This is a genomic window from Bacteroides sp. (genome assembly GCF_052357945.1).
GTDB lineage: Bacteria > Bacteroidota > Bacteroidia > Bacteroidales > Bacteroidaceae > Bacteroides.
Window position 1 is genome coordinate 36236 of record NZ_DAWCXD010000020.1, and the last position, 14136, is coordinate 50371.

A 14136-nucleotide genomic window follows, 5' to 3' on the forward strand; every position below is an offset into this window, starting at 1 on the left:
AAATAGGTCACTTTCCCACTAAACATAACACACATGAAAACAGATTTCGATTACAATTCTATGCCCGTTAGCTTCGCTCATTGCTTGAATGGACATTGTTTGCGTGCGGACAAATGTCTGCGACGACAAGTAACTCTCCGAATGCCGAAAGAGCGGGCTGCTGTAATGGTTATTAATCCCGAACATGTCACCTCCGATGGTGAAGACTGTACTTACTTTATTGATGAAAAGCCGGTGTTGTTTGCACGGGGAATGAAACATTTGCTGGATCGGGTGCCGCTTGCTGATGCCACCGTTATCAAGCGACAGATGATAGCCTACTTCGGCAAAACGATCTATTATCGTTGTTGCAATAAGGAACGGTTGATTAAACCGAAGGAGCAGGAATACATACAGGGACTTTTCCGCAGGCGGGGAGTTACAGAAACGCCTCAATATGATGAATATATCGAATACTATGATCTTGGGTAAGTATATCCGTTAGTTCCGGTAATCCCATATATTGTGGGAAGGTATTCTCTTATATTATGGGAATTTATTCCCGCAAAATAAGGGAATAAATTCCCTCCAACTAGGGAATCTTTTCCCATAATATGTGGGACTACCGGGGTCTGTAATACCCTGATAATAGTTGACTACCTTTTTTCTTATCTTCGGGTTGGGTTGACATTTATTATGTAGGTATTATATAGCAGTTCCGGTATGAGAAATGCATGATGAAAGTATGAGAAATACTTTTTAAAAAGGTGTTTCTCATAGCGTTATTGCTTTGAATTACGGATGATTATCTTATGAAGTATGAGAACATGAGAAATGATTTCGCGAAATCATTTCTAGTGCGTATTAGATTACTGCATCTTTCAGCCATTTTCCGAAAAAACGGTCATAGACAATATACCCATCTGGTGTATTATATATCAGTTCTTTATTCAGTAAGGATTTTAGTGCCACGTTAACGCTGCTGGGCGTTTTTAAATGATGCTTTTTGATGAAGTCATTGGCATTTATGCTTTTTATACAGCCTTCTGTGGCAATAGCTTTCAATAAATCTACTTGATTGTTGGTTAGTAGAGTCAGGTTACTTTGGTATATGGTTTCCTGTTCATCTAAAATGTCGTTTATACATCTATCTACCAGTTGGTTATCAATAGGATTGATTTTCTTTTCATACAATCGGTTGAGTATACTTTGGACGTACCATGTGTGTCCGTTTTCAAGTCGGTACAAATAAGAAAATGTTTCTAGTGTCAATTCTCTTTTTTCCTTAGCAAAGAATGAGTGTGCGAACGAATAATAATCGTCCAGTGGGATTTCCGTTAATACAATGATTTGGGTACTTTGATAAAAAGGACGTTTTGCAGAAGTAAACATTTCTTCCATTACATGCTTCTTACTTCCGGAAAAGATAAAATGTACATTGGGCATGAATTGGATATGAGAGCGGAGCAATGCTTCTACACCTTTTTCCGGATATTCTGTAATTTGTTGGAATTCATCAATGGCAAGATAACACTGTTTCTTTGAGGCTACCATATAATTGAGTATTTCTTTCAATGTTTGTTCAGCGTGGGTAGGAGCAAAGTCTAATGTTACGGTAGGCATACCACTTCTTTCGTCAGCACTGATAATAGGACGGCACGATTTGAAGAAAGCAGTCATTTGCCGGAGTATGTTTTGGGACAGAGTATCTAATTCTCCAAGTACATTTTGAGCAAGTAACTGGATGAATGCTTTTAAATCGCGTGTGGAGTAAATGTCCATATAAAAATAGGCAGCATTCGGATTATTTTCCCGCTTCATTTGATAGAATACATTTTTGATGAGTCCCGTCTTTCCCATGCGTCGGGGGGATATTAAGGTCAGGTTACGTTCATTTAGTAAAGCTGAAATCATTTTATCAGTTTCTTTCTCCCGATCGCAAAAGTATTCGGGACTGTTGTAACCGTATACAAGGAATGGATTGTATGGCTTCATGACTTATTACATATTTTACGTTACATGTTTTATGTAACGCAAAGAACGTAATAAATCTGGAATATGCAAAGATTTATTTGAATTATATATAAAAAACATACGCTGATGAGAACAAGTAATCATTCTTTTCTCATCAGCGTATATTATGTCGGATCACAACTATTTCTTATCTTTTTTCTCGTCAGCTTTCGTTGCAGGCTTTTCCTCCGTTTTACTGTCCGGATTAATAATACCTTTCACCGTTTCACCGATAGGCAACTTATCCAGTACACCAAGACTTGGAGCTACCGTTTTCACCAGTGTATTCAGGAAATTGCTTGTGCCGCCGTTTCCTCCGTCGAATACAGTGATATTTCCTAAGTTCATGTGCTCGAATGCCTTTACCTGTTCGCCAGCGATTTCTTTCCATTGGTCTACCATCTTGTATTGGATAGCGATAGCCGGGTTCGATTCGGCTGCTCTTACCATTGCTTCGAAACCTTCCGCTTCAGCAAGTAATGAACGTTTCTTACCTTCCGCTTCTGCTTCCAGTTTCATCTGGATAGCTTTTGCTTCTGCTTCCGCTTGTGCCAAAGTAGCTTTTGCGCGTGCTTCTGCCTCACGAGTAATCTTTTCGGCAATGGCATTCGCCTGTAGAATAGCTTCTTGTCTGGCAATTTCCGCAGGAACAATCTTTTCAGCTTTCAATGAAGATTCTACTTTACGTGCTTTGGCTTCTTCTACCTCCTTCTGGGCAATTTCGCGTGCAGTCTGTACGGCAGCTTCCGATCTGGCAGCAGCTTCACCGGCTTGTTTGTCGGCATTAGCTTGTGTCACGGCCAGTTCTGAATTTGACAGAGCCACCTCTTTCTGTGCGTCATTTCGTCCGATAGCAGCTTTCTTGGCAGCTTCCGCCTGCTTGATTTCCATATCCGAGTTAAGTTCGGCAACACGGCTCTCCTTTTCGGTATTCGCCTGTTCGATACGGATATTCTTTTCAGCTTCCGCTTTTGCTACTTGTGATTCTTTTTCCGCATTGGCGATGGCTACTTGAGAAATTCTGTCCTTATCTGCATTGGCAACCGAGATTTCCTGTTGTTTCTTCGTTTCTGCGATGGCGATATCTTGATCTTTACGCGTTTCTGCAACTTTGGTTTCGCGTTCCTTAATCTGATTGGCAATTTTGATAGCACCCAGCTTTTCCTGTTCTTCGATGTTAGCTTGTGCTTCGTTCAGAGCTTTACTTTCAGCTTCCTTACCTAAGTTGACAATGTAGTTGGCAGCATCACGAATGTCACTGATATTGATGTTCATCAGGTACAAACCAAACTTGCGAAGTTCAGTATCGATGTTGTCTTTTACTTTAGCCAGAAACTTATCGCGGTCTGAATTTAATTCTTCGATAGTCATATCGGCGATCACCATACGCATCTGACCATATACGACATCGGTAATTAAATTCTGTTTGTCGTCCATCGTCAAACCCAGCATACGTTCAGCAGCATTTTGCATTACTTCGGGATCAGTGCTGATAGCTACAGTAATGGTAGTCGGCACATCCACACGGATATTCTGAGCAGACAGTGCACCCGTCAGTTTGCATTCAATCTGCATTGGTTTCATGGAAAGGAATTCGTATCCTTGGATAATCGGCCACACGAAAGCTGCACCACCGTGATATAGCTTCGCTGACTTCTTATCTCCTCCTGTTTTACCATATACAACGAGGACTTCATCACTCTTACATTTGCGGTAACGAGAAAGGATACCAATAAAAGTGAGTAGGATGACTGCCACTAATATAGCAGCCATAATCAACATTTCTTGTGTCATAAAATTGTGTATTTGAATAGTTATTGAATGAATAGTGTTCCGTCTTTGTAACTGGTGATGATTGTTCTGTCACCTGTCTGATATGCTTTTCCGGATTCGGAAATGACGTCTACTTCGCGCATTGCTCCGTCCCGGCTTGTCTGTACTGTATATTTGCTGTTGCTTTGCTTGAAATAGATGGTACATTCCCGTCCCACAAGTTGATCTGTCTGTTCAGAATGATTCACTTGTTGCAGTTGATAAGCTTTCTTATAGAGAAACCACACAGCGAGAACAAAGAAAAGACCCACCAGAATTCCGATGACGTAACTTTGAATTTCAGTGTTTCCCGCCAAATACATATACCAGCCGAATCCGATTCCAAAATGAGTTAGTCCTTTAAAAGAAACTACGCTACTGATGTCAGCATCTACGTCTACATCTGCATCTATGTCTCCGAAAAAGATGGATAGAATGAATTGGATTACAAATATTCCTGTTGTCACAAGGGCAATAATAAGGAAAATGGTACTACTCATAATTGTGAGGTATTAGTGAATCATGATTATTTTGTTCTCCAAATATACAGGTTTATGCGAATTATACAAAGATAAATGAGATAAAATGACTACTTTTGCGCGCGAAAACCCTAAAAAAGAGGAATTAGCGTGCAAAGGTATTTTATTTATTTGGCTTACGACGGAACCAACTATCACGGTTGGCAGATTCAACCGAATGGGATTAGTGTGCAGGAATGTCTGATGAAAGCATTGTCTACCTTTCTGCGTCGCGAAATTGAAGTAATAGGAGCAGGCCGGACGGATGCGGGAGTGCATGCCTCTCTGATGGTTGCTCATTTTGATTCCGATGAACTGTTGGATACTACTTCTGTTACTGATAAATTAAATCGTCTGCTGCCTCCCGATATTTCCATTTATCGTGTTTGCCGGGTTCGGCCGGATGCCCATGCCCGTTTTGATGCGACTGCGCGAACTTATAAATATTATGTGACGACATCGAAATATCCTTTTAACAGGCAATATCGCTGGCGGCTTTATAACCAGTTGAATTATGAACGCATGAACGAAGCAGCGCGTATCCTTTTCGAGTACAACGATTTTACGAGTTTCAGTAAACTTCATACGGATGTAAAGACCAATATTTGTCATATCACTCATGCAGAATGGACGCAGGAAGAAGATGCTACCTGGGTATTTACCATTCGTGCCGATCGTTTCTTGCGGAATATGGTGCGAGCCATCGTAGGCACGCTCATTGAAGTGGGACGCGGGAAACTGACTGTTGAAGGTTTCCGGCGGATTATAGAACAGCAGGACCGTTGCAAAGCCGGGACATCTGCTCCGGGGCAAGCCCTGTTTCTGGTCAACGTGGAATACCCGGAAAGTATATTTGAATGTGATGACCAGCAATCATCCATAACCGGCGAACCGTCTGTCGCGGATAACTTATAATTGGTAATTAGTAAATAATAAATATTCTCATGTGGTTATTGTTGGCATTCCTCTCAGCTACTTTGCTGGGCTTTTATGATGTATTCAAGAAGAAATCGTTGAAAGATAATGCAGTACTTCCTGTTTTGTTTCTAAATACATTTTTTTCCAGTCTCATCTTTCTACCGTTTATCCTGATATCCGTTTATCAACCGGACTTGTTGGGAGGAACAATATTCAATGTTCCCGTTGCTGGTTGGGAACAGCATAAATATATTATCATCAAGTCGTTCATCGTATTGTCTTCGTGGATATTCGGATATTTCGGAATGAAACATTTGCCCATAACCATTGTAGGACCTATCAATGCCACCCGTCCGGTGATGGTGCTCGTGGGAGCTATGCTGGTATTCGGTGAACGATTGAATCTCTATCAATGGATTGGTGTGATGCTGGCCATTGCCTCTTTCTTTATGTTGAGCCGTTCGGGAAAGAAAGAAGGAATTGATTTTAAGCATAACAAATGGATCCTTTTTATTGTACTGGCTGCCATTACAGGTGCTATCAGTGGTTTGTATGATAAATATCTGATGAAGTCTCTGAATCCGATGCTGGTGCAATCTTGGTATAATGTTTATCAGGTGTTTATCATGTGTCCTATCCTGTTGTTGCTTTGGTGGCCTAAAAGAAAGTCCACTACTCCGTTCCGCTGGGATTGGACGATTATCCTGATCTCCATTTTCCTTTCTGCTGCCGATTTTGTTTACTTTTACGCATTAAGTTACGACGATTCGATGATTTCTATCGTTTCGATGGTCCGTCGGGGAAGTGTGGTTGTTTCTTTTACTTTCGGTGCGCTTTTCTTCCGTGAAAAGAATTTAAAAAGCAAAGCGATTGACCTTATACTGGTGTTAATCGGAATGATATTCTTATATTTGGGGTCTAAAAGTTAAAACAGTTACACAAGACTGTTTGTCATAGGTTAAATAAGATAGATATGAAAATAAATAAACTTGTTATCACTATATTCTTCTCTGCTGTCGGACTTTTTGTTTCGACTGCTCTTCAGGCACAAGAGGCCAAAACGTTGTTTGTGAATATGCCGGATTCTCTAAGCCCCTTGCTTACAAAAGTGAATCGTGAAGATTGCATAGACTTTCTGGAAAGTAAGATGAAAGCGCAAGTAGAAAACCGTTTTGGCAAGAAGTCGGAGATGACTGATCTTGGTAAAGACTATATCCGTATGCAAATGTCAGCTCAATCGACCTGGCAGATGAAAGTGTTGGCATTAAATGATTCAACGAACGTAATCTGTACAGTCTCTACTGTTTGTGCTCCTGCCTGTGATAGCAGCATCCATTTCTATACGGACGACTGGAAACCGCTTACAACATCTCTCTTTATTACCCTGCCCCTGATGGATGATTTTCTGAATGCTCCCGATTCAGCAGGAGTTTATGAGTTTGATGAAGCACGCCGTTCGGCAGATATGCTATTGATGAAAGCCGATTTTAATAAAGAAAATACGGAACTGACACTTACGTTAACAACCCCCGACTATATGTCAAAAGAAACAGCAGAGAAACTGAAACCGTTTCTCCGCCGCCCTGTAGTCTACCATTGGAAAAATGGAGCATTCTCAATTTAACAAGCATTCGTTGATGAACGCTATCATTTCCGGTGTGTTTGCTTCCACACTTTGAAGTAATTTGAATTGTGCTTTGGTGCGAACGAGGTTATGTTCCGGATATTTGATTTTATAATAAGTATCTCCGTTGATATAATCTGCCAGGAACCGTACGCACTGCATGTATGGGAATAAAGCGGCTGCATAAGGAAGATTCTCAATCTCGATCTGAGTCAGGAATGATTTGGCTCCTTTCAGATAGCCTTTGGTAAACGCTTTGAATATCTCCATATTGAAGTTTACACGATCAAGGTCTTTGTCGTCTTCATCACCCGTGTTGGCACCTGTACGTAGGAAGTCACCATAATCGGAGAATATAAAGCTAGGCATTACCGTATCCAGATCAATGACACAAAGCACTTTACCATCCTCGTCGAACATCATGTTATTCACTTTCGTATCGCAATGGCAAACGCGTTTGGGAAGTTTTCCTTCACGATATAAACGTTCAGCTTTACACATTTCATCTGCGCGTTTCTCTATTTCATCCAGATAGTATTTCACTTCTGCTACCCGTCCGGCAGCATCCTTCGTAACGGCTTCACGTAGTTGTTTGAGGCGGAACTCCATGTTGTGGAAATCGGGTATGGTTTCACCCAATGTTTCCGGGATATCGGCCAGCATAGCCTGGAAGTTACCGAAGGCTTCGCCTGCATAGTTGGAATATTCGGGATTTACCGTCTCATACGTTTTTGCACGTGGGATGAATACCATCACACGCCAATAACTGTCACCGTCGAACCAGTATGTTTTACCTTCTTCTGTTTCGAGGAAACTCAACACCTTGCGGTCTATATCTGATTCTCCGGCTTCCGTCAGTTTCTTGCGAATGTGATTGGTAACAGCGCTAATATTGGATTGAAGCATTTCTACATTCTGGAAAATGGCATGATTGATGCGTTGCAAAACATAGTCGGGAGCATCTGCTTCTTTGGTGTTTACTTTATAAGTGTCGTTGATAAGTCCTGCACCCAAAGGTTTGATTTCTTCTATCGTACCTTGGACTTTAAATTTAGCTACGATGCTAGATAAATCTTTCATGTTTTTTTTCTTTAAAAATTTATACTAAGGTTATCGATAATCATATTTAGCAGCTTCGTTGGCCTGGTTAGCCGAGCGAACGGGTACTAATGTGAAGCCCCACTGGTAATCACGGTTAGCCGGGATCTGGTGGAAAGGTTCCGGGCGAGCACCCCAACTGTCATATCCGCCTACTCCTTGTTGCTTCATATCTACACAAACCTCAACGAAATCTCTGGGAGTGATGTCGTTGACATGATGCATTCTCCGTAATACGTTGCGGGCAGCGTTCTCATCGTGATTGGCAACCTCTTCCGGGCTGAAGTTATTCCATTGGTAAGGGTGGGGCAGAGCTTCTTCAGAGTCAAAGTCTTCGATAGAGTTGCGCAAGGCATTGAAACCGATGAGACTGTCCGCTACCAAAACCAGGCCGTTTCCTTTATTAGGAGATAAAGCGATCCAGCGGGTATCTGTGTGATGTCCGTTTTCCTGTGGACGCACATAGTTGAAGTACATTTGATCCGCTGTTGTCTTATATACGCCAACGAGCGTTCCGTGATTGCGGTCGATATAATTCTCTTCCGGGCCACGGCCAAAGTATTGTACATTGTTCATCTGTGCCGGCAAACGAAAACGCACACCGATACGGGGGACTTCCAGTTTGGAGGCAGCCTTACGGGCAGCATCACTTCCGGGAGTAAATGTAGCCATGCGGGTAGCTTCGGAAACTTCTGTTTCTGTAGGCTGCATATCCGTTGATGTGAATTTGGCATTTACGTTAACTATTCCGTTCGGATAGATTTTGTAAGTGACAACATACAAGTTGCCGGCAGCCAGTAAGTAGGTTACATTTAAGGAGACTGCTTTATCTTCTGCTGTCATGGTAACATCCGTTACGCGGAAGTTTTTACTTGATTGTTTCCATACCTGCAAACGTTTAGGAGTGCTGTTACCATAGTCATTATCATTAGGAGCACGCCAGAAGTTAGGCTGAATACCAAATCCGTCTTTGAAATATTCTGTACCATCTACTTTATACGAGGTTACCAATCCGCTATTCTTGTTGAATACAAAGTTTACTTTGGAGGAAGAAACGATTAATTCATCTCCTTGAGTCGTTGTTTTCAATACCGGACCGTTTGCTTTATAAATACTCTTCTCTGCCTGGATAGGAAGTTGGAACTGGTCGTATGCAATTTCATATCCGGTTGGAATCAACGGTTCAGGCTCTGTGGTTGTTACACTGAAATTGACAAAATATTCTGTTCCCGGTTGGGCTTTCAAGCCATTTACCGGTACGGTGAACTCTTTAGAGGCTTGCGGAGCAATATCCAAAGATACTTTTCCACCTTTTATTGTCTTTCCGTTAGCAAGTACATTGTAGTGAATCTGATATTTTTTCAGGTTAGTGAAATAGAAGCGGTTGGTGATTTTGAATATACCGGCTGCAGCGTCTACTGCTTCAAAACCTACATTCTGATGTACATATTTCACTTCAGCCATTGCCGGATGCGGACCACGATCCGGATTGACAAGACCGTTGCAGAGGAAGTTACCATCGCTCGGTGCGTCTACGCCGAAGTCACCTCCGTAAGCCCAGTATTCTCTTCCATTCTTATCTTTTTGGAGAAGACCTTGGTCTACCCAGTCCCAGATATATCCACCTTGGAGATTCGGATATTTGTAAATTGCCTGCCATTGTCCCCACAGATTTCCGGTAGAGTTTCCCATGGCATGTGCATACTCCGAAGGGGCTACAGGACGGTCGCTACCATTCTTTCCGATATTTTCCAGCCAGTCAGCACCCGGATATTGCGGAACATACATATCGGAATTCCATTCCCATTGAGCACGTTCGTAGTTGACCGGACGATCCATCAGGTCTTTGTCTGCCTCTTTCAACCACAAATAAGTCTGATAGAAATTATATCCGTTTCCGGCTTCATTTCCCAGCGACCAGAATGTAACGCTCGGATAATTCTTATTACGTTCGAACATATTGATGGTACGATCCATGTGCGGTTTCAGCCATTCGGGATTGTTACCCAGTGAACCGCCTTTCCGGAGATCATAATACATTCCGTGGCTTTCCACGTTGGCTTCATCATATACATAAAGTCCGTATTCATCACAAAGCTCATAGAAACGGCGGTCTTGCGGATAGTGGCAAAGGCGTACACTGTTTAAGTTATGTTGTTTCATCAGTTCGAAGTCACGGCGCATTAAATCCTCTGTAACATAATGACCTGTTGACGGATTATGTTCGTGGATATTTACCCCTTTCAGTTTCAGAGGCTGACCGTTGATGAATAAGCAGACATACGGTTTTCCGTTAGCAGCCTTCTGTTCGATAGGCTTGATCTCAATCCGGCGGAATCCTACATTGAAAGGAATGATTTCATTGATTTTGCCATTCTCTTTTACTGTCATCAACAGTTTGTATAGATTCGGATGTTCGGAGGTCCATGTGCTGACATCTGTCAGATTCTTATCGAAAGAAAGTGTGCGTACTTCGTTCGATGGAATATAGGCTGTCTTCTCTTCAGTAGCTACAACTTTTCCTTGTGCATCTAATAGTTCATAAACTAATGTAAGATTAGTTGCAGCCTTTTCGTGATTTCTCAAATCAACATTTAAACCGAAGATTCCATTTTTGTAACTGTCATCCAGCGTAGACTTAATTCGGAAATCTTTGAGAGCGGCTTTAGGTTGTGAATACAGAAAAACATCGCGTTCAATGCCACTCATACGCCAGAAGTCCTGACATTCAAGATAGGAACCGGTGCTCCAACGGAAGATTTTAACTGTAAGTATGTTCTTTCCGGGCTTCACGTAGTTGTTGATAAGAAATTCTGCCGGATTCTTGGAGTCTTCGCTATATCCTACTTCTTGTCCGTTGATATATACATATACGCCGGACTTTGCTCCTGCCAGATGCAAGTAAATATCCCGTCCGTCCCAGTCTGCCGGAATATCGATGTCCCGGCGATAAACTCCTACCGGATTGGCTTCGGGAAGAGTAGGAGGTTGTGGATTGCGCGGTTTGAATTCATAACCATGATTGGTGTAGATGGCTATTCCGTGTCCTTGTACTTCCCAGTTGCCGGGTACCTGAATATCATCCCACGAATCTGTATTGGTGTTCGGATCGGTAATGTTATCGGGAAGTTTTTTATAAGAGTCTACGAAGTAGAATTTCCAGGTTCCATTCAGCAAGCGGTAATACTTGCTTCGTTCGAACTTGCCACTCAAGGCAGCAGCACGATTGTTGTATGTCATAAAAGAAGTACGTGGATACTCTTTGTTGACTTCAACTACCTGCACGTCCTGCCAATAAGGTTTCACGGCTTTCTCAGCCATCGTACTAAGTGTTGTCAGGGAAAATATTCCCATGAAAATGCCTGTTAATAAGTTGGGGGTTGGTCGAAATTTCATGTTTCTCAATATTGGTTTTTCATTTCTTTTTTATTTTACTTTAATATGATCGAATCCTTCTCCATATACTCCAATGACAGCACTTTGCGATACAAATGCATTCGGGTCTATGTCTTTTATCAACCGGAAGATGATAGGCGATTCCCTTTTCTTGGCTAATACAAACATCATCTTAACTTCTCGTCCTGTATAAAAGCCGGTTGCATTGATAATCGTTACTCCCCGGTGTGGATATTCGTTAATATGCCGTCCTATTTCTTCATATTTGTTGGATATGATAAAGAACTGTACGGATTGGCGGGCGCTATTCACTACCTGGTCGAGAACGAAACTACAAATATAAAGAGTTACAAACCCATACACCACTTTTTCCCAGTCTTTTAAGACAAAATAACTGGAAGAAATGATAATCATATCGCAGATGAGCACGACTCTTCCTAATGTGATGTCCCGGTATTTGTTGATGATGGCTGCAATTATATCTGTACCTCCCGTACTTCCATTAGCCGAAAAAGCAACACCTATGCCACCTCCACAGAAGGATGCTCCGATGACACATGCCATAAAGGGCTGGTCGTGGAGAAGACCGAAACCTGCCGTCAATTTTTGAATGACGGACAGAAAGAAGGTGAGGGTAAATACACCAAAAATAGTTTTGATGCAAAACTTCAGTCCCAGTAACTTGAGGGCCAGTAACAGCAAAAAGAAGTTGATGCTGAAGTACGTATATTGTACCGGAAAACCTGTGGCCCAATATACGATGGAAGCAATACCCGGTACTCCCCCGGTGGTGATATCGTTAGGCAACAGAAAAACGGTCCAACCGATACCGTACAAAATCATGCCGATGGCAATCATTACATAATCTCTGGCTTCACGGATAATGCTTTGCTTAGAAGGCTTTGGAATAGCTGTTTTCATAAACGTGATTATGATAATCTATAAAATGTTCAAACACGAACCCATGAATAATCCGGCTTTAGGGGAGAAGCCGGATTGGTTCATTATGCTCGTGCTAAAAGGAAATATGCTGTTTTATTTTGCAAAAGCGTGACGGTAGCCTTGTACTTTATTCCATCCGCCGCGAGTGAAGTCGGGTACTTCTACCGGAGCTGAATTGTTCTCGATAGAAAGTCTGGTAAGTTCAGCCATGCAACACCATTCTGCCAGGTCATAAACGTCCATATCCAATGGCAGTCCATTCTGCAAGCAATATGCCAGACGGTAGTCCATAATGAAGTCCATACCACCGTGTCCACCTACTTTCTTAGCTGTTTCTTCCAGCTCTATATGAATAGGATCTTTATATTTATCCATCAAGGCTTTCTTTACGTTTTCAGGTACAGAACCATGTGCATTCAGATTCTCATGATTAGGCACATCTTTTGAATCAACTTGTGAAGGTCGCAGGCAATATTCTTCAATCGGATATTTACTTGCATAACCATCAGCTCCCACTATCTGATACATACGACTGTATGGGCGTGGAGTCATTACGTTGTGCTGAATCAACATTGTTTTACCGTTCTCTGTGCGAATCAGGGTAGAAGTTTGGTCACCATTCTGGAAGTCAGTCACCTCTTCTCCTGTTTGTTTCTTAATATAAGCTGGTCCGTTGACAGCTTTCGTATCCATCGATACCAATGTTTTCATGCGGTCACCACGGTGGATATTAAGTACCTGACAAGCAGGACCCATGCCATGGGTAGCATATACATCACCACGGTGTAGATGATTATAATCCATTCGCCAGTTATTCCAGTATTCAGGCCAGAAATCTTCCAGATTGTGGATATATGAACCTTCTACATGAAGTACTTCTCCGAATACGCCTTGTTGTGCCATATTTAAAGAAGTCAGTTCAAAGAAGTCATATACGCAATTTTCGAGCTGCATACAATGCTTACGTGTCTTTTCGGAGGTATTGATTAGCTGCCAGATTTCATCCAGTGTCATAGCGGCAGGAACTTCGATGGCTACGTGTTTACCGTGTTCCATGGCATAAACACCCATTGCTGCGTGATGTTTCCAGTCGGTGGCTATGTATACCAGATCAATATCATCCCGTTCACAAAGTTGCTTCCATGCCTCTTCCGAACCACTGTAAGAAGCAGCTTCAGGGAGTCCGGCATTCTTTAAAATTTCTTGTGATTTTTCAACACGTTCGGGAAGCAGGTCGCATAATGCCACAATCTTAGTTCCCGGGATATGGGTCCAGCGTGCCACGGCACCAGGACCACGCATTCCTAATCCGATGAAACCGACACGAACGGTATCTATTTTAGGAGTAACGAGTTGGATTACATCTTCTTGTCCGGCAGGGCGGGCAGGAGTTTCTACTTTGATAGGAGTAAAGGCTTCGGGAGCCTTTGGTTGTAAAGTACAACTGGTGTGCCAAGTTAACAAAGCCAAGCCGATAGCAGTGACTGTAAATAGTTTCTTCATCATATTTTAAAGTTTTTAATAGGGGTTATTCGATGTTTTTCATTTACGTGTCAAAAATAGTAATTAATTAGCCAACTATTTATATTTATAATCGATATTTTCATCATAAACTTCTATTATGAAGTAGAAAGTGATTCGGACTTTTTCTACCTGATTTTGTACAGTCTTGAATATCGGGAAATACATATGAAAGACAGGTCATTAAAAAGCTCTTTCATAATCTTTGCAGTCTAAAGTAAAACAAAAAAAGAGAATCTAATTTCTTAGATTCTCTTTAGAGAGCGGAAGACGGGGCTCAAACCCGCGACCCTCAGCTTGGAAGGCTAATGCTCT

Annotated in this window: 11 protein-coding genes; 4 read left to right on the top strand and 7 right to left on the bottom strand. The window is 41.9% G+C overall.

Going from position 1 to position 14136, the window contains the following annotated elements:
* The first annotated feature begins 33 nt into the window (after nucleotides 1–33).
* A complete protein-coding gene (locus ACT8YW_RS06600) occupies nucleotides 34–471 on the top strand; it encodes a DUF6078 family protein (protein ID WP_444104415.1) in 438 nt (145 codons plus the stop codon).
* Between the two features lie 372 nt (nucleotides 472–843).
* On the opposite strand, the gene ACT8YW_RS06605 is transcribed toward ACT8YW_RS06600, so the two are convergent.
* The 3 genes from ACT8YW_RS06605 to ACT8YW_RS06615 all read right to left on the bottom strand — a co-directional run bounded on the left by ACT8YW_RS06605 (nucleotide 844) and on the right by ACT8YW_RS06615 (nucleotide 4304).
* Nucleotides 844–1974 (bottom strand): AAA family ATPase, encoded by a 1131-nt coding sequence (locus tag ACT8YW_RS06605; RefSeq protein ID WP_444104416.1) that lies wholly within the window; start codon nucleotides 1972–1974, stop codon nucleotides 844–846.
* 159 nt (nucleotides 1975–2133) lie between these two features.
* Nucleotides 2134–3786, bottom strand: a complete 1653-nt coding sequence (locus ACT8YW_RS06610) for a flotillin family protein (RefSeq protein WP_444104417.1) — start codon at nucleotides 3784–3786, stop codon at nucleotides 2134–2136.
* Nucleotides 3787–3806: 20 nt separating this feature from the next.
* A complete protein-coding gene (locus ACT8YW_RS06615; RefSeq protein ID WP_444104418.1) occupies nucleotides 3807–4304 on the bottom strand; it encodes a hypothetical protein in 498 nt (165 codons plus the stop codon).
* A gap of 129 nt (nucleotides 4305–4433) precedes the next feature.
* Here ACT8YW_RS06615 and truA point away from each other — a divergent pair, with 129 nt between their 5' ends.
* Genes truA through ACT8YW_RS06630 form a run of 3 tightly spaced genes read left to right on the top strand, consistent with a single transcriptional unit; the run spans nucleotide 4434 to nucleotide 6864 of the window.
* Entirely contained in the window at nucleotides 4434–5237 is an 804-nt protein-coding gene (truA, locus tag ACT8YW_RS06620) for a tRNA pseudouridine(38-40) synthase TruA (protein ID WP_061448067.1), read from the top strand.
* A gap of 29 nt (nucleotides 5238–5266) precedes the next feature.
* Nucleotides 5267–6169: an EamA family transporter gene (locus ACT8YW_RS06625; RefSeq protein ID WP_444104419.1), complete on the top strand. Its 903-nt coding sequence runs from the start codon at nucleotides 5267–5269 to the stop codon at nucleotides 6167–6169.
* A 44-nt stretch (nucleotides 6170–6213) separates the two neighbouring features.
* Entirely contained in the window at nucleotides 6214–6864 is a 651-nt protein-coding gene (locus ACT8YW_RS06630) for a DUF3256 family protein (protein ID WP_195645752.1), read from the top strand.
* Here ACT8YW_RS06630 and ACT8YW_RS06635 read toward each other — a convergent pair.
* The 4 genes from ACT8YW_RS06635 to ACT8YW_RS06650 all read right to left on the bottom strand — a co-directional run bounded on the left by ACT8YW_RS06635 (nucleotide 6856) and on the right by ACT8YW_RS06650 (nucleotide 13803).
* Nucleotides 6856–7944: a phosphotransferase enzyme family protein gene (locus ACT8YW_RS06635; RefSeq protein WP_444104420.1), complete on the bottom strand. Its 1089-nt coding sequence runs from the start codon at nucleotides 7942–7944 to the stop codon at nucleotides 6856–6858. The genes ACT8YW_RS06630 and ACT8YW_RS06635 overlap by 9 nt on opposite strands.
* Nucleotides 7945–7974: 30 nt before the next feature.
* On the bottom strand, nucleotides 7975–11316 hold the full coding sequence (locus ACT8YW_RS06640) for a glycoside hydrolase family 2 TIM barrel-domain containing protein (protein WP_444104421.1): 3342 nt from the start codon (nucleotides 11314–11316) through the stop codon (nucleotides 7975–7977).
* 72 nt (nucleotides 11317–11388) lie between these two features.
* Nucleotides 11389–12279 carry a YitT family protein gene (locus ACT8YW_RS06645; protein WP_004301761.1) on the bottom strand — a complete coding sequence of 297 codons (891 nt, stop codon included), beginning with the start codon at nucleotides 12277–12279 and terminating at the stop codon, nucleotides 11389–11391.
* Between the two features lie 114 nt (nucleotides 12280–12393).
* Entirely contained in the window at nucleotides 12394–13803 is a 1410-nt protein-coding gene (locus tag ACT8YW_RS06650; protein WP_004304575.1) for a Gfo/Idh/MocA family protein, read from the bottom strand.
* Nucleotides 13804–14136 lie beyond the last annotated feature (333 nt).